The sequence below is a fragment of the Streptomyces sp. NPDC000594 genome (assembly GCF_040299965.1).
Taxonomy (GTDB): domain Bacteria; phylum Actinomycetota; class Actinomycetes; order Streptomycetales; family Streptomycetaceae; genus Streptomyces.
On sequence record NZ_JBEPCY010000001.1, the window covers coordinates 304,991 to 326,443 of the forward strand.

The window sequence follows — 21,453 nt, forward strand, 5'->3', positions numbered from 1 at the left end:
TCTGTCACGATGTGACGCTCCGCGCGGTCAAGGGGTTACCGGAATCGACATCGGACACATCGACATCAGGCACAAGGAGCACACCATGGAAGCCCGTATGAACTTCTTCGCCAACCCGGTCGGCGGCAAGTTCCTCCGGTACGTCAACTCTGCCGGGGCGGCGGTCGCGGCGGCGGGCGTCCCCGCCACGACCCAGGAGCTGGTCAAGATCCGGGCCAGCCAGATCAACGGCTGCGGTTTCTGCACCGATATGCACACCACCGACGCCACCCAGGCCGGGGAGACCCAGACCCGGCTGAACCTGGTCGCGGTCTGGCGGGAGGTGACGGTGTTCACCGAGGCCGAGCGCGCCGCCCTGGAGCTGACCGAGCAGGGCACCCGGATCGCCGACGGGGCCGGCGGGGTCACGGACGAGGCCTGGGACCGGGCCCGCGAGCACTACGACGAGGACCAGCTCGCCGCGCTGGTGGGGCTCATCTCCCTGATCAACGCCTACAACCGGCTGAATGTCATCATCCGGCAGCCCGGCGGGAGCTACCGGCCCGGCATGTTCGGCTGACCGGCCGCCACCATGGCGCCGGCACCCGCCGGCGCCCGCCGGTGGTCAGCTGAAGTGAACGGAGCTGGTGCGGTCGTTGAAGTTGTTCAGATCTCCGACAAAGCCGTCGGCGTAGCGGAAGATCCCCTGCCAGTAGGTGTGCTCATAGAGGTAGATCCGGCAGCCGCCGTAACCGGTGGCGGAGCTGGCGACGTCGTTCCATCCGGCGGGCAGGGTACGGAACTCGGGGTACCGGAAGGCGCAGCCCTGGCTGCCCCGGAAGAGCAGCTGACTGCCGCCTCCGTGGCCGTCGCTCCATACGGCGCCGAGGTCCGATGAGGCGGCGGTGCGGTCCAGCCGGTCGACGGCCGCCCGCAGCCCGGCTCGGGTGGCGTAGCAGGTGACCGTGGCGGTGTCGAGGACGACCACACAGTTCGGCGGCGCGGGCGGGGCGGCGGCCGCCGGGGTGGCGGCGGTGGCCGTGAGCAGTCCGGCGGAGGCGGCGAGAACGGCCCGGAGAGCGGGTACGGGGAGGGGCAAGGGGACTCCTCGGTCGGTGCGGGCGCGCGGTGAAGGCACGGCCGGGCGGCGGGAGTCCAGCGTCCCGGGCGGGTGTCCGCGCCGTCAGGGGCGCCGGGGCAGCACCGGGACACGGCCGGCTGCCCGTGCGTACCCCCGGCCGGGGCCCGCTGACGGAGGACAGCCCGAAGCGCCGGTACGGGAGTTCCCGCCGCGGGGCCGGAGTGCCCGGCCGGGCCGTGCCCTCACCCGGGGTCGCGCAGCAGCCTCCACACCTTCCGGATCTGCTTGCCGCCCACCGGGACGATGTCCGTCACCCACCCGGCATCGAGCAGGTCGAGCAGTTCGGCGGCCGCACCCTCGTCCTCCTCGTCGTCGTCCTTCTCCCCGGCGTCGTCGACGTACCCCAGGGACGCCAGCAGCCGTCCGGCCCGGGTCCTGCCCCGCAGCAGCGCGTCCAGCAGCGGGCCGGTCGTGCCGGCCTTCCTCGCGGCGTGGAGGTACTCGTCGACATGGTCGTCGTCCTTGCCCAGCTCGGGCTCCTCCGCCAGGGCGCGCAGCACGGCCGCGTGGTCGAGCCCCTGCCGCGCTGGCCGGGCCCCGCCCGCCAGCCGCCGCTCCGGGGCGATCCCGCCCTCGCCCGCCAGGTGCGGATGGGCGAGGCCCGCCTCGTAGGTCGCGAGCAGGGCGAGCACAAGGTGCTCGGTGGACCGCTTCCGGCCCAGCGCACGGGCCTGCTCCCGGGTGTCCCAGATGACCCAGACGACCGGAACAGTGGCCAGATTCTGACCCTGCGTCAGGGTGAATATCTGCCGCCACAGGAAGGGCACATCCCCCTGCGGGGGGCGGCCGAGCAGAATGTCCCGGGTCGGCCACAGGGCCGGGTCCAGGCCGTCGTCCGCCGGGCCGTACTCCCGCGCGTCGAGCCGGGCCAGGATCCGCTCGGGCGTGATGCCGCAGCCGCGCAGCGTCTCCGTCGCCCGATTGGCGCCGTCGGCGAGCAGCGCCCGGAGCAGATGGTCGGCGGTGAACCCGGTGACACCCTCCCGTACGGCCGGCTCCTGCCCAGCCGGCTCCCGTCCGGCCGCTTCTTGTACGGCCAGCTCCCGCGCGGCGGTGAAGGCGCGCGCGGCGGCACCGGACAGCAGGCGGTCCGGCTCCGCCCGGCCGTTCAGCGCCTGAGCGGCGTCCACCGTCCCGTCACGGTCGTCGGTGCTCTCCCAGCCGGTGCCGGCCGGGGCGCCGGGGTCGTTCGTCCCGCGCCCCCGCTCCCGTACCACCGCGAGCAGTGCGGCGTCGGTGGCCCCGGCGCCGGACAGAACCTTTCCGGCCGAGGACTCGTCCACCAGCTCCGCGACGGCGGCGAGCAGCTGCTCGGTACCGATGGTCCGCCCGCCCTCGGGAACATTCCCCCAGGCCACATCCAGGACGCCCGGTCCCGTCCCGTCCGCCGTCAACACCGTCTCCGTCATGCCCCACCCCTTTGTCCGTTCCCCGGGCCATACCTGGGTACGGACGGACGGCCGCCTCCGTTCACGGGGCGGCCCGCGCCTTTCGGCGCCCCGGCCGACGCCGGGTCGATCCCGCCGTGATCGCCGGTGGATTCCCCGGCGCCGGTGCGGTGCCCGGGCACGACGAAGCGCCCCGCACCCAGGGGGTGCGGGGCGCCACGGCACTTCGATCAGGCAGGGACGACGTTCTCGGCCTGCGGGCCCTTCGGGCCCTGCGTGACGTCAAAGGTGACCTGCTGGTTCTCCTCCAGCGACCGGAAGCCGGCCGCGTTGATGGCGGAGTAGTGAACGAAGACGTCGGGGCCGCCGCCGTCCTGGGCGATGAAGCCGAAGCCCTTTTCGGCGTTGAACCACTTCACGGTGCCGGTGGCCATGATGTTCCCCTGTCCAGGGTCGCGGGGTACTGGCTTGTCAGTACCCCTTGGGGTGAGGTGATCGCCCTGGTCCTCGGGCACTGCCGTACAGCACGACGCCCGCGGTGCGAACCGCGGGCGTTGAGACTTCGGAACCACGACTACTGACAGAGAAGTTAGCCGATTCGCGACCGTCTGGCTACGTAGCGCGGCGGCAAAGGGCGGCTTTCCGCCGTATTCCCGGGATCGGCCTCCCGCCGGCGGCCGCCACCGGACCCCCGGGATGGGCCCTGACCTGGGCATCGGCCGCCGGTACGGGCCTGCGCGCGGGCGGCTCGCCCGGTCGGTGATGGATGCACTCAGTGTTGATCGTGTCGGCCCTTGATGTGAGGCTGTTCACGACGTCACGGGTGACGGCGGAGCCCTGCGCCGACGCGCCCGCGCCTACCCGAAGGGGCAGCCCGGGTTGGGCGCGTCCTGGGAGAAGGGCGCACCGTGCGGCAGGACATAGAGGGCCCGCAGGACCAGGTCCGTGGTGCCGAGGTTCCGGCCCAGATGCACATAGCCGGGGCCGGCCGGTTCCTCGATGAAGCCACCCTTCTCGTACACGCCGTCGGACGCGCAGGAGGCGTCGAAGTGGCTCAGGGTCCCCTGGACGACATACCCGCGCACGGCGCCGTCGTGGTAGTGCCAACCCGTACCCTGACCGGGGGGAATGATCACCTCCCGCAGGATGTAGTCGGTGTCGCCGACGGTGGTCCGGGCGATGACCCTCCCGGTGACACCCGGGCCGCCCGGGGTGGCCTGTGCCGTTCCGGCGGAGAGCAGGAGACCGGCGAGAGCGGTGGCGGTGGTGGCCGGACGTAAGAGACCGCGCATGAAGCACCTCTGTGGGGTGGGGAGTGGTCCGGGCGTGTCGGTGCTGTCAGGGTAGGCGCGGTCGAACGCCTCGCACAGCACGTATCCGCCCGTACCCGGCAGTGTGTTCGCAGGGGTGCCCCGCGGCCCGTCGCACGACCTCCCCGAACCGGCCGGCTCGAAGGGTGTGTCCTGTGTCACATGTCCCCTGCCGCGAATTCAAAGGCGCGCCATCGCTTGAGACAGTGTGATCCGCGCTCCGCACGCGACCCGCACGTCGGACCTCCGCCCCGGACCCCTCCTGACGAAGGACCCTGCGCATGCCCGCGATCCTGATCCACGGCGTCCCCGACACCCACCATGTGTGGGACGGCGTCCGCCGCCGGCTGACCCGTACCGACGTGGAGGCCTGGGACCTGCCGGGGTTCGGTGCCCCGCGCCCGGACGGCTTCGGCGCCACCAAGGAGGAGTACGTCGACTGGCTCATCGAGCGGCTGGAACGGGTCGGCGAGCCGGTCGACCTGGTCGGCCATGACTGGGGCTGCTCCCTCACCGTGCGCGTGGCCTCCCTGCGGCCCGATCTGGTCCGCACCTGGGCCGGCGGCAATGGGCCGGTCAACGCCGGGTATGTGTGGCACCCGCTCGCGAAGATCTGGCAGGACCGGGTCGAGGGCGACCGCTTCATGGCGGAGCTGGAAGCGGCCTCCTTCGCCCGTGAGCTGGCGGCGGGATTCAACGTTCCCGCCGATCTGGCCGGGGAGACGGCCGACCGCGTGGACGCGTCCATGAAGGACAGCATCCTCAGGCTCTACCGCTCCGCCGTCACCGTGGGCGCGGAGTGGGAGCCGGGACTGGCCCGGGTCTCCGCGCCCTGTCTGGTGTTCTGGGGTGCGCTCGATCCCGCCTGCGGGATCGAGTTCGGCGAGCGGCTCGCCGCCTCGCTGCGCGCTCCCGGTGTCCTGCGCTTCGACTGCAACCACTGGACGCTCCTGGAGCGGCCCGCCGAGGTCGCGGCGGCCCTGGAGACGCACTGGGCCGGGGGCGCGGCCGCGACGGGGTGAGGGCGGCCCGCGACGGGTCGGCGCAGGGATCGGCGCGCGTCCCGGGGCCCCCGGCGCGGCCTCCGGTCACATGGCTCGTTGTAAGGTGGAGAAATCGCCCTTGACCTGCATAAACGCAGGCAGGGAGCCTAGTTCTGGGAGTTCTCGATGCTGCGCACCATGTTCAAGTCCAAGATTCACCGGGCCACCGTCACCCAGGCCGATCTGCACTATGTCGGCTCGGTGACCGTCGACGTGGAGCTGATGGAGGCGGCGGATCTGCTCCCCGGTGAGCTGGTCCATATCGTGGACATCACCAATGGGGCCCGGCTGGAGACCTATGTCATCGAGGGCGAGCGCGGCTCCGGGGTCATCGGGATCAATGGCGCCGCCGCGCATCTGGTGCGGCCGGGGGACCTGGTGATCCTCATCAGCTACGCACAGGTGGCCGACGCCGAGGCGCGGGCGCTGGTGCCCCGGGTGGTCCATGTCGATGCGGAGAACCGGATCGTGGAGCTGGGCACGGACGCGTCGGCGCCGGTACCCGGGGGCGACACCCTGCGCAGTCCGTACGCGGTGGGCTGAGCGCGCGGCCGGGGAGCGGCCGGGGGAGGATGGCCGCATGTCCGAGACCTCTTCGTCCTCCTCCGCTTCTCCCGCTTCCTCGTCACCCGCTTCCCCGGCGCCCGCCGACATCCGGGACGACCGGTCCCGTGGGCTGCTGGAGGCCTACGACGGTGCCACGGTGACCGGCCGGATCGCCTACTTCGTCCTCGACGGCGACCCCGCCGCCCTGGTCGCCGTGCACACCGTGGTCGAGCCCGCCTACGAGGGCCGGGGCATCGCCGGTGCGCTGGTGCGGCGGTTCTACGGGATCGCCGCGCGTGAGGGCGTACCGGTGGTGCCGCTCTGCCCGTACGCCGCCCGGTGGGCCGAACGCCACCCCGAGGAGGCTCCGGTACCTCCCGCGGAGCTGGTCGACGCCGCGAAGCGCCAGCTCAAGCGGGACTCCCCGCGCTGGTGACCCCCGCCCTCGCGGGCGGCGGGCACTAACCTGCCGTCATGATCGCTCTGCTGCACACCTCACCCGTCCATGTGCCCGTCTTCGACGCGCTGCGCGACCGTGACCACCCCGGGACCGAGCTGCGGCATGTGGTGGACGAGGCGCTGCTGGAGCGGGCCCTGGCCGAGGGGCCCGGGGCGGTCGCGGACCGGGTGGCGGAGATCGTCGCCGGGGCCGCCGCCGACGGGGCGCGCGGGGTGCTCTGTACCTGTTCCACGCTGGGGGCGACGGCCGAGGCGGCGGGGGCGGCCCTTGGGGTCCCGGTGCTCAGGGTGGACCGGCCGATGGCCGCCGAGGCGGCGCGGGCCGGGCGGGTCGTGGTGGTCGCCACCCTGCGCGGCACCCTGGAGCCCACGGTCGCGCTGATCCGGGAGGAGGCCCGCAGGGCAGGGCGCGAGGACGCCGTGGCGATCCGTACCGTCCTGGTCGACGGGGCCTGGGAGTTGTTCCTCGCGGGCGACCGGGAGGGCTGTCTGGCCCTGGTGGCCGCGGCGGTCGACGCCGTGGGCGATGCCGACGCGATCGTGCTGGCCCAGGCGTCGACGGCGGGCGCCGCCGACCGGGTGGCCACCGCCGTACCGGTGCTCTCCAGTCCGCGTACGGGTCTGCGCGCCGCCGTCACCGCCGGGGCGTCCGTGCCGCCCGTACCGCCGCTGTCCCGCTGACCGGTGCGGCGGGCCGGTGATCCGGACCGGTGATCCGGGCGGGGCGTGGACCCGGCGCGCGGGGGAACCCGGACGGCGAGAGAGTGAACCGTACGCCGCCGCAGTCAGGAGGCATCCATGACCCAGCCGCCGCCCGTGCCGTCCCCCACCCCCGTACCCGTACCGGGGCATCCTGTTCCGGAGCCGGGACCGCTCCCGGGGCCGGTGCCCACGCCGTCGCCGCCGCCGCTCCCCACCCCGGACCCCGTGCCCCGGCCGCCGTCCCCGGGGCCGGAGCCCTCACCGGAGCCCGAGCCCGCCCCCGGGCCCGCCTGAGCGGACGGCCCGGGGCGCGGGCGGTGGAGCCTCCGGCGGGATGGGGGTCAGCCGGTGGAGACCTCCGAGCGGTCCCCGCCCCAGAGGGTGTGGAAGGACCCCTCACGGTCGGTGCGCCGATAGGTGTGCGCGCCGAAGAAGTCCCGCTGGCCCTGGGTGAGCGCCGCCGGGAGCCGCTCCGCGCGCAGGGCGTCGTAGTAGGCGAGCGCCGCCGAGAAGCCCGGTGTCGGCACCCCCTGGCGCGCGGCGGTGGCGACCACCTCGCGCCAGTCGTCCTGGGCCGCCCCGATCTCCTCCGCGAAGCCCTTGTCCGACAGCAGGCTCGGCAGCTCCGGCCGCTCGGCGTAGGCACTGGTGATCCGGTCCAGGAACGCCGCCCGGATGATGCACCCGGCCCGCCAGAGGGAGGCCACCGCCCCGAGGTCGATGTCCCAGTCGTAGGTCTCGCTGCCCGCCTGGATCTGGTGGAAGCCCTGGGTGTACGAGACGATCTTGGACGCGTACAGCGCCTGCTCCACCCGGGCGGCGAACCGCTCCGCCTCCTCCTCGTCCAGCGCCCGGGGGCTCGGCCCCGGCAGTCCGCGGGAGGCGGCCCGCAGCTCCGCGTGGCCCGAGACGGAGCGGGCGAAGACCGCCTCGGCGATCCCGGAGACGGGTACCCCGAGGTCCAGTGCGATCTGCACCGTCCAGCGGCCCGTCCCCTTCTGCTCCGCCCGGTCGGCGACGATGTCCACGAAGGGCTTGCCGGTCGCGGCGTCCGTGTGGGCCAGCACCTCCGCCGTGATCTCGATCAGATAGGAGTCGAGCCGGCCCCGGTTCCAGGCGCGGAAGGTCTCCGCGATCCGCGCGGGGGAGTAGCCCGCGACCGAGCGCAGCAGATCGTATGCCTCGGCGATCAGTTGCATATCGGCGTATTCAATGCCGTTGTGGACCATTTTCACGAAATGGCCGGCGCCATCCGGGCCGATATGCGCGACCGTGGGTGCGCCGTCGTGCGCCTTCGCGGCGATTTTCTCCAGCAGCGGCCCGAGTGCCCGGTACGACTCGTCCGAACCGCCCGGCATGATGCTCGGGCCGTGGAGAGCGCCTTCCTCGCCGCCGGAGATTCCCACCCCGGCAAAGTGGATTCCGCGCTTCCGGAGTTCTTCCTCGCGGCGCCGGGTGTCCTCGAAATGGGCGTTGCCGCCGTCGATGATGATGTCGCCCTCGTCGAGGAGGGGGGCGAACTCCTCGATCACCGCGTCGGTGGGGCCGCCCGCCTTGACCATGATGACCAGCCGCCGGGGGCGCTCCAGCGCCGCGACGAACTCCTCGGCCGTCTCGGCGGGGACGAACTCCCCCTCCCCGCCGAACTCCTCGACCAGCTCCCGGGTCCGGGACGCGGTCCGGTTGTGCACCGCGACCGTGAAGCCGTTCCGGGCGAAGTTACGGGCGAGGTTCCGGCCCATCACCGCGAGTCCGGTGACGCCGATCTGGGCTGTTCCGCTCATGCGTCTGCTCCTGGATGTTCTGGCTGTCCGTGGTCCGGGCCCCCGGCCCGGAGCCGTACCGCTCGATGATCCTCAAGTCCGCCGGGCCCCCGCGCATTCCGGGAGCCGCCGATCGGTCCACCGGGCCGGTGGCCGGTGCGCACGCTACTCCCCGCGACCGGCCCGCCGCGGGACCCCCGCTGGACCACCGCCGGGACCGCCCGGGACGGCGGCCGGGACGCTCTCCACCGTGCGCGCCCTTCGCTTCTGCATCGGTGCGCCTCCATTGAGCCCTTGTCACCGTCCAATTCGAGCATTTAAGTTGACCGCTGGACGTGACCTGCTCGCAATGTGACATACCTGTTCCGTGGGGGAGTCTCACATGACCGCAACCGGTCGGCACCGCAAATACCAGCCGAGCCGATTCAACCGTGCCTCTCTCACCATCACCGCGGGCGGCGCGGGAATGGCGCTGCCCTTCATCGGAGCCGGCAGCGCGCACGCCGCATCGGTCGACACCTGGGAGAAGGTGGCGGCCTGTGAGTCCACCAATCAGTGGAAGATCAATACCGGTAACGGATATTTCGGCGGCCTCCAGTTCACCCAGTCGACCTGGGACGCGTACGGCGGGCGCGACTACGCACCCCGTGCCGACCTGGCCAGCAGGGACCAGCAGATCGCCGTCGCCGAGCGGGTGCTGAAGGGCCAGGGCCCCGGCGCCTGGCCGAACTGCTCCCAGCGGGCCGGGCTCGTCCGGGGCGGTGAGGCACCCGCGATCTCCCCCCAGGGGGACCGGGCCGACCGCACGGATCCGCGCGAGGACAGCCGTACCGACCGCAAGGACAGCCGTACCGACCGCAAGGACACCGGGGGCACCCGGGACGCGCGGGCCACCCCGCCCCGCGGCACACCCCAGCAGAAGGTCTCACCGACCACCGTCCCCACCCAGCGCGAGGGGTACACCATCGCGCAGGGCGACTCGCTCTCCCGAATCGCCCACACCAAGCAGGTCCGCGGCGGCTGGCAGCAGCTGTACGCGCAGAACCGCGCCGAGGTCGGCCCCGACCCGGACCTGATCCACCCCGGCCAGCGGCTGGTCATCCGGATGTCGGCGGCCCCCGCCACCAAGGAGGCACCGCGCACCGACGGTTCCGAGCGCCGCGCCCCGCAGCCGGACCGCAAGCAGGCCGAGCGGAAGCAGACGGAGCGGAAGCAGGTCGAGCGGAAGCCCGCGGCCAAGCCCCCGCAGCGGGTGGCGCCGCCCCAGAAGAAGGCTCCTCAGCAGGCCGTTCCCAAGCAGCGCGCCCCCCAGCAGCAGGCGCCCAAGGCCAGGAAGCCGCAGAGCAAGCCGGCCACCAAGCAGATCAACGACCGGCGTCCGGCGCGTGCCGCCGGGCTGAGCGCGCCGGTGGAGGCGGGCACCGGCACCCCGTACCGCAAGGCCGGCTCCTCCTGGTCCAGCGGCTATCACACCGGGGTCGACTTCCCCGTCCCCACCGGTACCTCGGTCCGGGCGGTGGCCACCGGCCGGGTCGTCTCGGCGGGCTGGGCCGGCTCCTACGGCTATCAGGTCGTCATCCGGCACACGGACGGCAAGTACAGCCAGTACGCCCATCTCTCGGCGCTCTCGGTCCGCTCCGGCCAGCAGGTCGCCGCCGGTCAGCGGATCGCCCGCTCAGGCTCCACGGGCAACAGCTCGGGTCCGCACCTCCACTTCGAGATCAGGACCGGACCTGGTTACGGCTCTGACATCGACCCCCTGGCCTACCTCCGGGCGGGCGGAGTCCCGCTCTGAGCCCCCGACGGCGAGGGAATGACCACAAAAGGGCGCGCTCCCACCGGGCGCGCCCCGGCCGCCTCCGGTACGGGCGTCTCCCGCACGGCTCCCGGGGAGGTCCCCGCGGCCACCGGGGCCGCCGAGGGCTCCGGCGCGACCGGGGTCGGGGGCGGTCCGTCCGCACCCGGCTCCCCGCCGTCCTCCGACGCACCGCCCTCCGATGCGCTGCCCTCCGACGCACCGTCCGCCGACGGGTTCTCCGCCGACGTGCTGTCCGTGGCCTCCAGCCGCTCCCGCGTGAGCAGCATCAGACCGCCCGCCGTCACCGCCCCGAAGCCGATCGCCAGCACCGCGCCCAGCACCCCGAAGCGGAAGCTCTCCCCGAACATGGTGATCCCGACGACCGCCGCCACCACCGGATTGGTCACCGTCACCGTGGCCAGCGGGGCGGCGAGCCCCGCGCCCCGGTAGGACGCCTGCGACAGCAGCAGACCGGCGAGCGCCAGTACCGCGATCACCGTCAGGCTGGTCCACTGCGCCAGCGGGCGGGACCAGTCCCACTCCGTCGCCACGGTCTTGGTGACCACCGAGCCGATCCCGAAGGCCGCGCCCGCCCCCGCCGCCAGCAGCACACTGCGGATGACCGGGCGGCCGATGGTCTGCGCCACCAGGAAGAGCAGGGCCACCGACCCCAGCGACACCGCCGCGAGCACCCCGCGCGCCCCGCTGCCCAGGGTGTGCGAACCGCTGTCCCCGGCCACCGCGAGCAGCCCCGCGAGACCCACGGTCGTCAGCAGCGCCCCGCGCCAGGCCCGTGCCCCCGCCCGGCGGCCCACGAACACCGCCGCCATCGGCAGGGCGAAGACGATCGTCAGCGCCCCCAGCGGCTGCACCACGCTCAACGGGCCGTACGCCAGCGCCACCACATGCAGCACCGCGCCCACCCCGTTCAGAAGGACCGCGCACCACCACCCGGCGTGGTGCAGGGGTGCGTAAGGACGGGCGGGAACGGCTGCGGCCACCCGCTCCTGCACGATCGCCCCGGCCGCGTACGCGACCGCGGAGACCAGGGACAGCAGCAGGGCCGGCACAAGGGAACTCATAGGTACCACGATCTCCCCGTTCGGCCGTCACGTCGTCGGCCTTGAGGAGGCATTCGGACGTACTACCGACGGAGTACGAGCGTAGGCCCAAAGTGCCACGCGCGAAGGTCGAGCAGGTCAGAGGGGGTGCGCTCGGGGTGTACTCAGGGTGCCCCCGGGATCGCCGGAGCGGGGTGCGGCTACCCTGACACCCGGTCGCCCCGCCCGGGACGGCACCACGGGGCCGGCGAACCGTCGCGGGAGCCCGTGAGCCCCTAGGGGGAGCCCGTACGGGAGTGAGCCCGCGGGGAGGGTTCGCGAGGGCTCACGAGGAGAGACGAGGGACCGGTCCGGTGGATCTGCGGGAGCTGTGCTCGATGGGCGGTTTCTTCGCCCTGCGGACCTCGGCGGACGACCCACCCCCGGCCCCCGGCGACCGTCCGGCCGCCCGGGACGGCGCACCCCCGGCCGCCGGGCGCCCGGGAACGGCCCCCGGCAGCGGCCCCGCCCCCGACGCGGGGCCACCGGCGGGATCCACCCCGCTCGCCCGGGTCTACGCGGGCGATCCCACCGCCCTCACCGAACGCGTCGACCTGGTCGCGGCCCGTCACACACCCCCCGAACGCCGGGTCGCCGCCTCCATCGCCCAGCTCGGCCTCGCCGCCCGCCTCTGGTCCGTCGCCCTCGGCAGCGCCGCCCTCCACGGCCGGGTCCCCGACCTCGACCCCGCCCGTCTCCACTGGTCCCCCCGGGCCACCACCCCCGACGACCTCTGGCTCGATGTCTCCGGCGGCACCCCGACCCTCCCCGCCACCGCCGACACCCTGCGCGCGGCCGTTCAGGACACCCATCTCGCCCCCCTCACCGCCGCCCTGCGCCAGGACACCCGGATCTCCGCCCGGCTGCTCCAGGGCAACTCCGGCTCCGCCCTCGCCGGAGCGGTACGACAGCTCACCGAATGGGCCCGCGAGCAGGACCGGCCCGAGGTCGCCCACCGCGCGGCCGCGCTGGCCGGAGCCCTCTTCGCCGGACCCGGCCTCGCGGGCACCGTCCAGGGGCCCGCGCTCCGCCGCACCAGCTGCTGTCTCTACTACCGCGCACCCCGGGGCGGCCTCTGCGGCGACTGCGTCTTCGACCGGCCCCCGTCCCGCCCCTGACACCCCGCCCGCCGCTCCGGCCCTGACACCCCGCTCCCCGTCCCGGCCCTGACACCCCGCCCCGCGTACGCCCGGCATCACCCCGGTACGGAACCCGCTCCCGAGGCGCACGCGCTCTTCCCCCGACGACCCCCGGTGGGTGACCATCGGGGGGTGAAGGTGGGACTGCTCACGCGCGAATATCCTCCGGACGTACGCGGGAGCGCCGGAGCACATGTGGAGTTCCTCGCCCGGGAGTTGCGCGCCCGGACCGATCTGGAGGTCCACTGCTGGGGCGAGGGCGAGGCCGAAGGGCTGCTCCGCCATCGGCCGGCCGACGTCCTCGCCGGCGCCGACGAGGCGCTGCGCGCCCTCTCCGTGGATCTCGCGATGGCCGCCGAACTGGCCGGCCGTGAACTCGTCCACTCCCACACCTGGTACGCCGGGCTCGCCGGCCATCTGGCCAAACTCCTCTACGGGGTGCCCCATGTGGTGACGGCCCACTCCCTGGAGCCGCTGCGCCCCTGGCTCGCCGAGGAGCCGGGCGGCGGCTACGCCCTCTCCGGCTGGGCCGAGCGGACCGCGCTGGAGGGCGCCGACGCGGTCGTCGCCGTCTCGCACGGGATGCGCGAGGACATCCTCGCCGCCTACCCCGCCCTCGACCCCGACGCGGTACGGGTCATCCACGGCGGCGTCGACACCCTGCTCTACCGGCCCGACCACGACACCGAGGCGCTGGAGCGGATCGGGATCGACCCGGAGCGCCCCTTCGCGCTCTTCATCGGCCGCGTCGCCCGCGAGAAGGGCGTCCACCATCTGCTGCGGGCGGCCCGGATGTTCGACGCCGAGGCACAGCTGGTGCTCTGCGGCGAGGCCCGGACGGCCACCGGGGCGCCCGTCGTCGACGCCCGGACCCGGGAGCTGGTCGACGCCGTGCGGCGGGAGCGCGACGGGGTGCACTGGGTGACCCGCCCGCTCCCCAGGCCCCGGCTGATCCAGCTGCTCACCCATGCCGCCGTCGTGGTCTGCCCCTCGCGCCACGAGCCGCTGGGCACGGTCGCCCTGGAGGCCATGGCGTGCGGCACCGCGGTCGTTGCCTCCGCCGTCGGGGGCCTTCCCGAAGTGGTGGACGACGGGACCACCGGACTGCTGGTCCCCTATGACATCGATCACTCCGAGCGGTTCGAGGCCGCGCTCACCGAGGCCGTGAACCGGGTGCTCGACGACCCCGTCCAGGCGGTCCGGATGGGAGCGGCGGGCCGCCAGCGGGCCGTCCGGGAGTTCGGCTGGGACCAGGTGGGCCGGCGCACCTTCGCGTTGTACGAGGAGCTGCTGGGCCGGGTGTGACCACGCTCCCCGCGCCGCCGAGGGGGCGCCCGGGGCGGCGGCCGGCATTTGTCCGTCACTCTTTCGCTGAAGTAAAGTCGCGCCTTTGATAACCGGTGAATCCCGGCCGGGCGCGCACACGCGCCGGGCGGCCGGACGGCTCGTGAGTGATCGAGGAACGCAGACGCCATGACGGTGACAGAGGACAGCCCCGCGTACGGCCCGGACAGCCCCGCGTACGGCCCCGGCATCGACCCGGAGCGCCTGGCCGTCTGCCTGAGCGTGCTCGACGAGCTGGACAAGCTGGAGGTCGACCACCCGGACGCGATCACCGTGCGCCGGGCCACCGCCGGGATCTACCGCACCGTGAAGCAGCGCCGCCGCCAGGAGCGCCGGGCCGCCAAGACCGCCCATGACCGGACGGTCACCGAGGCCACCGCCACCGGCTCCGCCGACCGGATCGACGACGAGACCGAGGGGCTGCTGCCCAGCTCCTCCACCCAGGGCGAGATCGCGGGCATACTCCAGCGCCCGCGCTCCTGCTATGTCTGCAAGACCCGCTATGTCGAGGTCGACGCCTTCTACCACCAGCTCTGCCAGGAGTGCGCCACCGAGAACCGCACCCGCCGGGACGCCCGTACCGACCTCACCGGACGGCGCGCGCTGCTCACCGGCGGCCGGGCCAAGATCGGTATGTACATCGCGCTGCGGCTGCTGCGCGACGGCGCCCACACCACCATCACCACCCGGTTCCCCAACGACGCGATCCGCCGCTTCAAGGCGATGCCGGACAGCGACGAGTGGATCCACCGGCTGAAGATCGTCGGTATCGACCTCCGCGACCCGGCCCAGGTCGTGGCGCTCGCCGACGCGGTGGCCGCCGAGGGCCCGCTCGACATCCTGATCAACAACGCCGCGCAGACCGTGCGCCGCACGCCGGGCGCCTACCGTGAGCTGGTCACCGCCGAGGCGGCCCCGCTGCCCGCCGGAGAGCTGCCGTCCTCCCAGGTCATCGGCGTCTTCGGCAGCGGTGCCGTGGACGCGGTCGCCGCACTGCCGGGTGCGGGCGGCCAGGGGCTGACGGCGCAGGAGATCACGGATCTGGCGCTGGTCTCCGGATCGGCCACCCCGGCCAGGATCGAGGCGGGCACCGCCATCGACGCCGGTGGGCTGGTGCCGGACCTCGACCCCTCCAACAGCTGGATCCAGACGGTCTCCGAGGTGGACCCGGTGGAGCTGCTCGAGGTCCAGCTCTGCAACTCCACCGCGCCGTTCATCCTGATCAGCAGGCTCCGCGCGGCGATGGCGGCGACCGCGGCCCGCCGCTCCTACGTGGTGAACGTCTCCGCGATGGAGGGTGTCTTCGGCCGTGGCTACAAGGGTGCGGGCCACCCCCACACCAATATGGCCAAGGCGGCGCTGAACATGCTCACCCGCACCAGCGCCCAGGAGATGTTCGAGGCCGACGGCATTCTGATGACCGCCGTGGACACCGGCTGGATCACCGACGAGCGCCCGCACCCGGACAAGATGCGGCTGGCGGCGGAGGGCTTCCACGCCCCGCTGGACCTGGTGGACGGTGCCGCCCGGGTGTACGACCCGATCGTGCGCGGTGAGTCGGGCGAGGATCTGTACGGCTGCTTCCTCAAGGACTACCGCCCCGGGAACTGGTAGTCCGTACCCCCGTCGAACCTTGCTGACATGACCCTCCGTGATGGTTTTCACGGAGGGTCATTTCCGTGGGGCGGGCTGGATTCCGGCGGGTGAGCGGCACCACCCGCTCGGCCGCTCCCCGCTCACCCGGACGGGGGTCGTGGGGCGTTACTCCATTCGAGGGACTTGACCTGGAGGTCATGCCTCCTCAACTCCCTCACCGTGTGGCCGACTTGGTGTGATTTTAGGGGAACGCAAGGCCCCATCGAGCGGCGCTTTGCTCATTTGGTTAATCTGGGGGGCACGGACGCACCCAAAGGGGCCACAAAACCCCTCGGGCCGTTCTGGGACACGTCTGGAACCAGGCTGCGGTCCCGCCAGAAAAGCCGGCGCCACCGCGACCGAACCATCTTCGTCCCAGTCACGCGACACAGAGGAGTGCGCGGTGTCAACTGAAGTGAAGAAGTACGACCCATTCCCGCCGGAACGCTATGGCGAGTCGACCCGCCGCAGGCCCGACACCCTGGGCAGCCTGGAGGTCTGGGCCCGGTCCGCGCCCATCAGGCTCGCGGGTTACGAGGAGGACCTCGCCGAACCGCATATCCTCCAAGGCATCGACTGAGCACCGACGATCGCCTGCTCCGGACGTGCCCCCCGCTCATCGGCGGGGGGCACGTCCACGGAGCGGGGTCTGCGGGGAGCCGCCCGGGTAGAGCAGCCGCTGGGCCTCGGCCAGCGAGGAGACCAGGGTGTACGGCTCCCACAGATGCCCGTTCCAGCGCTCGATCGCCCGGGGTGCCTCGGGCCGCAGATGCGCTCCCCGGGGCCCCGGGCCGTCCAGGAACGGCACGGCGCGCAGCCGTCCGATCCGCGCGTCACGGCGCTCCGCCCACATCGACAGCGGCTCGTCGTCCATGGTGCCGGTCTCCCCGTGTCGCGATGGCGGCTCTCGGACAGGAGGGTAGCGGCCGAACGGCCCGCGCAGGGGCCCGAATTCCCGGTCCGGTCCCTCTCCTCGATCCCGGTCCGGCCCCTCTCCTTCGGGTGGCTCCCGCCGCCCGCCCTCAGGGGCCGAGCCGGGTCGGGGGCAGAAACTCCCGTACCAGGGTCCGGTGCCAGAAGGCGCCCGTCGTGCGCAGCTCCCGCCAGGTGGTGAACCGATAGCGGTACAGCCGGGCGCGGATGTGCACCGGGGGCGCGTCGGGGAACGGATTGCGGCCCAGCAGCCGCAGGGTGTCCCGGTCGCCCGCCAGCAGCCGTTCCACGAACGGCCCGAACCAGTCACGGGCGTACGCGGGGGAGAGCGCCGCGAACCACATCAGCCAGTCGAGCCGCAGATGGTACGGGGCGAACTGGCGCGGCAGCCGCCGGACATCGGTGGGCTTCCCCTTGAACCCGTACTCCCGCCACACCGTCCCCGGGTGCGGCTCGGCCTCGTCCGTCCCCTCGATCACCACTTCCTGGCGGACCCGGCCCACCGTTCCGAACGCCCCGTACGCGTTGACGAGATGGAGCGGGTCGTAGGTGCGGTTCATCGCCTGCCGCCGGGAGAACAGATTGCGCGCCGGGCGGTAACCGAGCACCAGCAGGGCGGCGGTGACGACGCACACCAGCACCGCGTACCAGAGGGGCGGGCCCGCGGGCGCGGCGGGCGGGGTGGCGATCAGGGAGCCGTCCACGGCGGAGAGGGCCAGCGCGATCGTCAGCCAGTTCAGCCAGGCGAAGTTGCCCGAGAGCACCAGCCAGAGCTGGGTGACGACGATCGCCCCGGCCGCGACCGTCGCCAGCGGCTGCGGGGTGAACAGCAGGAAGGGCAGCACCAGCTGGGTCACATGGCTCGCGGCCGTCTCCACCCGGTGCAGGGGCCGGGGCAGCCGGTGGAAGAACCAGCTCAGCGGGGAGGGCATGGGCTGGGTCTCATGGTGGTAGTAGAGACAGGTCAGATCGCGCCAGCAGGGGTCGCCCCGGAGTTTGATCAGCCCCGCGCCCAGCTCCACCCGGAAGAGCGTCCAGCGCAGCAGGAAGAGGATCAGTACGGGGGGCGCGGTGCGTTCGTTGCCGAGGAAGACCGCGAGGAAGCCGGTCTCCAGCAGCAGCGACTCCCAGCCGAAGGCGTACCAGGTCTGGCCGACGTTGACGATCGACAGATAGAGCGCCCACAGCACCGCCCACCAGGCCATCGCCACGGCGAGCGGCACCCGGTCCGCGGCGCCCGCCACCAGCGCGGCGGAGAGCACGACCCCCGTCCAGGCACAGCCGGCGAAGAGCCGGTCCGAGTAGCGCCAGTGGAACAGTCCGGGCGCGGCGCGGAAGGGCACCCGGCGGACGAAGGCGGGGACCGGGAGCATGCCGCGCTCGCCGATGAGGGCGCGGAACTGGAGCGCGGCGGAGAGGAACGCGACCACGTACACGGCGGCCAGGGTCCGCTGGAAGACCAGCCGACTCAGCCAGTAGTCGCCGTCGCCGAACCACTCCATCGGCTTCAGTATCCCCACGGACGCCCCGCCGTGCCTCGGCACCGCCCCGGGCCCGTCACCCCGCCGGCCCCCGGACGGCCCGCACCCGTTGGGACGCGTTCGGGTGGCGGGGGTGGGCGGGCTCGGGCATCAGTGGAGGAATCGATCACGGTCAGCGCACGATCAAAAGGCGGGAGCAGGACGTGGGTCCCAAGCGTCAGGGGTGGTCCCCGGTCCGGCGGCACCGGTCGGCGAGCGGACGCGGTACGGAGCGGACCCGGGCACCGGGGCGCGGCGGGCGGCGCGGCCGGGCGGCGGGTCCGGGGCGGCCGGCCGGCGGGCGCCGGGCGGAGCGCCGATTCTCCCGGCGGAGCCTGTGGGCCGCCGCCGCGCTGACCGCCGCCGGGCTCTGTCTCGCCCCCCTGCTCGCCGGCTGCGGCAGCGACCACGCCGCCCCCGCCCCCGGCTCCACCGTGACCTCCGTACTGCTCCAGGCGGCGACCGCGCCCGGCCCCGGCCCGTACACCGACTCCACCGCCCGTGGGCTCCCCGCGCCCGCGCCGCAGCCGCCCGCCGGGACCGGCTCCGGCCAGGGCGCCCCGCTGCGCGGCCAGACCCTCCGTACCGTCTCGGGCGCCACCCCCGGGCTCTACGGCGGGATCGAGGCCATCGGCAGCTGTGACGCCGGCCGCCTGCTCGCCCTGCTGCGCTCCGACCGGTCGGCCGCCCGTGCGTTCGCCCGGGGCGCCGGGGTCGGCGAGGCCGGGGTCGGCGGCTTTCTGGGCGGGCTGACCCCGGTGGTGCTGCGGGCCGACACCCGGGTCGGCACCCACCGCTACCGGGACGGCGAGGACCGTGTCCAGCAGGCGGTCCTCCAGGCGGGCAGCGCCGTCCTGGTCGACCGGTACGGGGTGCCGAGGGTGCGCTGCGCGGGCGGGAACCCGCTGAGCGCGCCCCTGGCGGCGCGGGGGCCCGTGGCCCATGAGGGCACCCCCTGGCGCGGCTTCCGCCCCGAGCGTTCCGTGGTGGTCCGGCCCGCCGACCGGGTACTGGACCGGCTGGTCCTCCTCGACATCGTGGACGGCTCCTGGATCGAGCGGCGCACCGGCAGCGACGGGGAGCACGACACCCGGCCCGACCCCCTGCCGCCGGTCGTCTCGGACGATCTCTACAGCTATCCGCCCACCGGGGCCGGGGACGGCTCCGCCCCGCCGGTGGAGGACGGCCTCGCGGGCACGGTCCCGCCCACCGCCGTCACCCCCGGTGACGGGAGCGGTACCGGTCCGGTGCCGGACCCGGGACGGGCCGTGGACCCGGCCCCGCTCGCGCCGCCCGTCGGCACCGAAGCCGGAGTCGCCGGTGTCCCGGTGGAGCCGTACGGGGAGGGCGTCGCCGATCCGGCCACGACCGAGCTGCTCCTCCCCGGGACGGAGCCCGGCGCCGAGGCCGACAGCACCGACAGCGACGGCGGCACCGATGGTGTCATCGGCACCGGCGGGTCCGCGCCGGGAGCCCGCTGAGCCGTCCGCCCTCCCTCCATCGCACCCGAGCGACACTCGAAGAAAACGACAAATGATGACAGAGTTGCCCCATGGTTGACCGGGCAGCAGGGGCCCTGCCGCTACCCGACGACTGGCCGGTGGCCCCGGAGATCAGTCTCTCCCTCAACCGCATGGGCAGCTTCGACTGGGACCTGGCCAGCGGTCTCTGCCACCTGGACCCGACCGCCCTGGCCGTGCTCGATCTGCCGCCCGGGGAGTACGACGGCCGCCGTGCGAGCCTCACCGCCCGGCTGCCGCCCGAGGAGGCGGCCCGGCTGGACGCACTGGTGGCCCGCGCCCTCAAGGACGGCAGCGAGCACTACGGTGGCTACTTCCGGATCCGCCGCGCGGACGGTTCGCTGCGCTGGACGCACAGCCAGGGCCGGGTCCACCGGGACGCCGACACCGGCCGCCCCCTGCGCATCATCGGCATCGTCCGGGACGCCACCGAGGAACTGGCCGAGTCCGCCGCCCGGCTGGAGGCGGACGACGCCCGTAAACGCCAGACCAGCGTGGTCGAGTCCACCACCGCCGCGCTCGCCCACGCCCGTACCGTCCAGGACGTCATCGATGTCCTGCGCGACTCCCACGGCCTGGAGCACTTCGGCGCCACCAGTCTGGTCATGGGGCTGCTGGAGGCGGGCGGCAGGATCCATCTGGTGGCGGAGGGGCCGTCGGAGGCGTTCGTCGTCGGTACCCGCTACACCCATGTCGCCGACCAGTACCCCATGAGCGAGGTGATACGGACCCTCGCCCCCCGGTTCATCGAGTCCCCCCAGGACTTCGCCGACTCCTATCCGCTGCTCTGGCCGAACCTCGCCGGGCTCGGCATCCGGGCCGCCGTCTATCTGCCGCTGATCGCACAGGCCAGACCCATCGGCGCGTTCGGACTGCTCTACAACGACCGGTCGGGGTTCACCGCCGAGGAGCGCAATGTGCTGGTGGCGCTCGGCAGCAGCATCGCCCAGAGCGTGCAGCGGGCCGTCCTCTACGACCAGGAGCACGATCTCGCCGAGGGGCTCCAGCAGGCGATGCTGCCCCGCCGGATCCCCGATGTGCCCGGGGCGCGGATCGCGGTGCGCTACCGCTCGGCGCGGATGGGACGGGACATCGGCGGCGACTGGTACGACATCATTCCGCTGCCCGGCGGCCGGGTGGGCGCCGTCATCGGCGACGTCCAGGGCCATGACACCGACGCGGCGGCGGTGATGGGCCAGCTGCGGATCGTGCTGCGGGCGTACGCCGCCGAGGGCCACACCCCCGCGACGGTGATGGCCCGCGCCTCGGTCTTCCTCCATGAACTGGACACCGACCGCTTCGCGACCTGCCTGTACGCCGAGGCCGACCTCGCCACCGGGGTGGTGCGGATCGTCCGCGCGGGCCATGTCGACCCCCTGCTGCGGGACACCGACGGGAGCTGCCGCCGCATCCCGGTGGACGGCGGGCTGCCGCTGGGGCTCTCGGCCGAGTTCGGGCGGCTGGAGTACCCCGTCAGCACCGTGGAACTCGACCCCGGGCAGACCCTGTTGCTCTACACCGACGGGCTGGTCGAGCAGCCGGGCTCCGATCTGGACGAGGGGCTTCAGCTGCTGACGGCGCTGGTCCGCAGCGGGCCGCGCGATCTGCAACGGCTCGCGGACCGGCTGTGCGAGGTCGTGGACGAGCGCGGCGGCGAGGACGATGTGGCGGTGCTGCTGCTGCGGCGGCAGGGGGCGTACACACCCCGTACCGGCGGACGGCTGCAACAGCGGGTCGTCCAGAACGACCCGGAGGGGCTGCGGTCCGCCCGCCGGATGGTCCGCTCGGCGGTACGCGCCTGGGGCGCGCGGGAGCGGACCGACGACATCGAGCTGGCCGCCGACGAACTCGTCACCAACGCGCTGACCCACACCGAGGGCGGGGCCACGGTCACGGTCCGGGTGCTGTCCGGGCCGCCGAGGCGGCTGCGGGTCGAGGTCGAGGACGACTCCAGCGCGCTGCCCCGGCGGCGCGACGCGGGGGAGACCGGGGTCTCCGGGCGGGGGCTGCTGCTGGTCGACCGGCTGGCCGACACCTGGGGTGTGGAGTCCCGGGGCAGCGGCAAGTGCGTGTGGTGCGAGTTCGCGGTTCCGCCGGTGGGGTCGCGGAACGGCTGAGTGCGCGCGGCGGCAC

20 protein-coding genes are annotated in these 21,453 nt (G+C 73.6%); 12 read left to right on the forward strand and 8 right to left on the reverse strand.

What is annotated here, in order from left to right:
• Positions 1 to 85 precede the first annotated feature (85 nt).
• Positions 86 to 559, forward strand: a complete 474-nt coding sequence (locus ABT354_RS00965) for a carboxymuconolactone decarboxylase family protein (protein ID WP_351487130.1) — start codon at positions 86 to 88, stop codon at positions 557 to 559.
• Between the two features lie 45 nt (positions 560 to 604).
• On the opposite strand, the gene ABT354_RS00970 is transcribed toward ABT354_RS00965, so the two are convergent.
• From ABT354_RS00970 to ABT354_RS00985, 4 genes are all read right to left on the reverse strand, one after another.
• Positions 605 to 1,078, reverse strand: a complete 474-nt coding sequence (locus ABT354_RS00970; protein ID WP_351487132.1) for a hypothetical protein — start codon at positions 1,076 to 1,078, stop codon at positions 605 to 607.
• Between the two features lie 224 nt (positions 1,079 to 1,302).
• Positions 1,303 to 2,529: a Clp protease N-terminal domain-containing protein gene (locus tag ABT354_RS00975; protein ID WP_351487135.1), complete on the reverse strand. Its 1,227-nt coding sequence runs from the start codon at positions 2,527 to 2,529 to the stop codon at positions 1,303 to 1,305.
• Between the two features lie 209 nt (positions 2,530 to 2,738).
• The gene (locus tag ABT354_RS00980; protein WP_323447160.1) at positions 2,739 to 2,942 is read right to left on the reverse strand and encodes a cold-shock protein; all 204 of its coding nucleotides are present in this window, start codon (positions 2,940 to 2,942) and stop codon (positions 2,739 to 2,741) included.
• Between the two features lie 423 nt (positions 2,943 to 3,365).
• Positions 3,366 to 3,800 (reverse strand): cupin domain-containing protein, encoded by a 435-nt coding sequence (locus ABT354_RS00985; RefSeq protein ID WP_351487138.1) that lies wholly within the window; start codon positions 3,798 to 3,800, stop codon positions 3,366 to 3,368.
• A 299-nt stretch (positions 3,801 to 4,099) separates the two neighbouring features.
• Here ABT354_RS00985 and ABT354_RS00990 point away from each other — a divergent pair, with 299 nt between their 5' ends.
• The 4 genes from ABT354_RS00990 (at position 4,100) to ABT354_RS01005 (ending at position 6,547) form a co-directional block, all read left to right on the forward strand.
• Positions 4,100 to 4,840 carry an alpha/beta fold hydrolase gene (locus ABT354_RS00990; RefSeq protein ID WP_351487140.1) on the forward strand — a complete coding sequence of 247 codons (741 nt, stop codon included), beginning with the start codon at positions 4,100 to 4,102 and terminating at the stop codon, positions 4,838 to 4,840.
• 147 nt (positions 4,841 to 4,987) lie between these two features.
• Complete coding sequence (gene panD, locus ABT354_RS00995; RefSeq protein ID WP_351487143.1) at positions 4,988 to 5,404, forward strand: aspartate 1-decarboxylase; 417 nt, start codon at positions 4,988 to 4,990, stop codon at positions 5,402 to 5,404.
• 37 nt (positions 5,405 to 5,441) lie between these two features.
• Positions 5,442 to 5,843 carry a GNAT family N-acetyltransferase gene (locus ABT354_RS01000; RefSeq protein ID WP_351487146.1) on the forward strand — a complete coding sequence of 134 codons (402 nt, stop codon included), beginning with the start codon at positions 5,442 to 5,444 and terminating at the stop codon, positions 5,841 to 5,843.
• A 38-nt stretch (positions 5,844 to 5,881) separates the two neighbouring features.
• Positions 5,882 to 6,547: an aspartate/glutamate racemase family protein gene (locus tag ABT354_RS01005; protein ID WP_351487148.1), complete on the forward strand. Its 666-nt coding sequence runs from the start codon at positions 5,882 to 5,884 to the stop codon at positions 6,545 to 6,547.
• Positions 6,548 to 6,909: 362 nt separating this feature from the next.
• On the opposite strand, the gene gnd is transcribed toward ABT354_RS01005, so the two are convergent.
• Positions 6,910 to 8,352: an NADP-dependent phosphogluconate dehydrogenase gene (gnd, locus tag ABT354_RS01010; RefSeq protein ID WP_351487151.1), complete on the reverse strand. Its 1,443-nt coding sequence runs from the start codon at positions 8,350 to 8,352 to the stop codon at positions 6,910 to 6,912.
• Between the two features lie 361 nt (positions 8,353 to 8,713).
• Between gnd and ABT354_RS01015 the strand changes: the two genes are divergently transcribed.
• A complete protein-coding gene (locus tag ABT354_RS01015; RefSeq protein ID WP_351487154.1) occupies positions 8,714 to 10,126 on the forward strand; it encodes a transglycosylase family protein in 1,413 nt (470 codons plus the stop codon).
• Here ABT354_RS01015 and ABT354_RS01020 read toward each other — a convergent pair.
• Positions 10,096 to 11,211, reverse strand: coding sequence for a DMT family transporter (locus ABT354_RS01020; protein WP_351487157.1), 1,116 nt, complete (start codon positions 11,209 to 11,211; stop codon positions 10,096 to 10,098). The two genes, ABT354_RS01015 and ABT354_RS01020, sit on opposite strands and share 31 nt — an antisense overlap.
• 332 nt (positions 11,212 to 11,543) lie before the next feature.
• Here ABT354_RS01020 and ABT354_RS01025 point away from each other — a divergent pair, with 332 nt between their 5' ends.
• The 4 genes from ABT354_RS01025 (at position 11,544) to ABT354_RS01040 (ending at position 15,927) form a co-directional block, all read left to right on the forward strand.
• Positions 11,544 to 12,347, forward strand: coding sequence for a (2Fe-2S)-binding protein (locus ABT354_RS01025; protein WP_351487159.1), 804 nt, complete (start codon positions 11,544 to 11,546; stop codon positions 12,345 to 12,347).
• Between the two features lie 153 nt (positions 12,348 to 12,500).
• The gene (gene glgA, locus ABT354_RS01030) at positions 12,501 to 13,673 is read left to right on the forward strand and encodes a glycogen synthase (protein WP_351487162.1); all 1,173 of its coding nucleotides are present in this window, start codon (positions 12,501 to 12,503) and stop codon (positions 13,671 to 13,673) included.
• A 168-nt stretch (positions 13,674 to 13,841) separates the two neighbouring features.
• Entirely contained in the window at positions 13,842 to 15,326 is a 1,485-nt protein-coding gene (locus tag ABT354_RS01035; protein WP_351487165.1) for an SDR family NAD(P)-dependent oxidoreductase, read from the forward strand.
• 424 nt (positions 15,327 to 15,750) lie between these two features.
• Positions 15,751 to 15,927 carry a hypothetical protein gene (locus ABT354_RS01040; protein WP_351487167.1) on the forward strand — a complete coding sequence of 59 codons (177 nt, stop codon included), beginning with the start codon at positions 15,751 to 15,753 and terminating at the stop codon, positions 15,925 to 15,927.
• A 36-nt stretch (positions 15,928 to 15,963) separates the two neighbouring features.
• Here ABT354_RS01040 and ABT354_RS01045 read toward each other — a convergent pair whose 3' ends face one another.
• Together ABT354_RS01045 and ABT354_RS01050 are read right to left on the reverse strand one after the other, a co-directional pair.
• Positions 15,964 to 16,221 (reverse strand): DUF6087 family protein, encoded by a 258-nt coding sequence (locus ABT354_RS01045; RefSeq protein WP_351487169.1) that lies wholly within the window; start codon positions 16,219 to 16,221, stop codon positions 15,964 to 15,966.
• Between the two features lie 148 nt (positions 16,222 to 16,369).
• A complete protein-coding gene (locus ABT354_RS01050; RefSeq protein WP_351487171.1) occupies positions 16,370 to 17,782 on the reverse strand; it encodes a lipase maturation factor family protein in 1,413 nt (470 codons plus the stop codon).
• A 182-nt stretch (positions 17,783 to 17,964) separates the two neighbouring features.
• On the opposite strand from ABT354_RS01050, the gene ABT354_RS01055 reads away from it, so the two are divergent.
• Together ABT354_RS01055 and ABT354_RS01060 are read left to right on the forward strand one after the other, a co-directional pair.
• Positions 17,965 to 19,281, forward strand: a complete 1,317-nt coding sequence (locus ABT354_RS01055) for a DUF6777 domain-containing protein (RefSeq protein WP_351487174.1) — start codon at positions 17,965 to 17,967, stop codon at positions 19,279 to 19,281.
• A 71-nt stretch (positions 19,282 to 19,352) separates the two neighbouring features.
• Entirely contained in the window at positions 19,353 to 21,437 is a 2,085-nt protein-coding gene (locus ABT354_RS01060; RefSeq protein ID WP_351487177.1) for a SpoIIE family protein phosphatase, read from the forward strand.
• Positions 21,438 to 21,453: the final 16 nt, after the last annotated feature.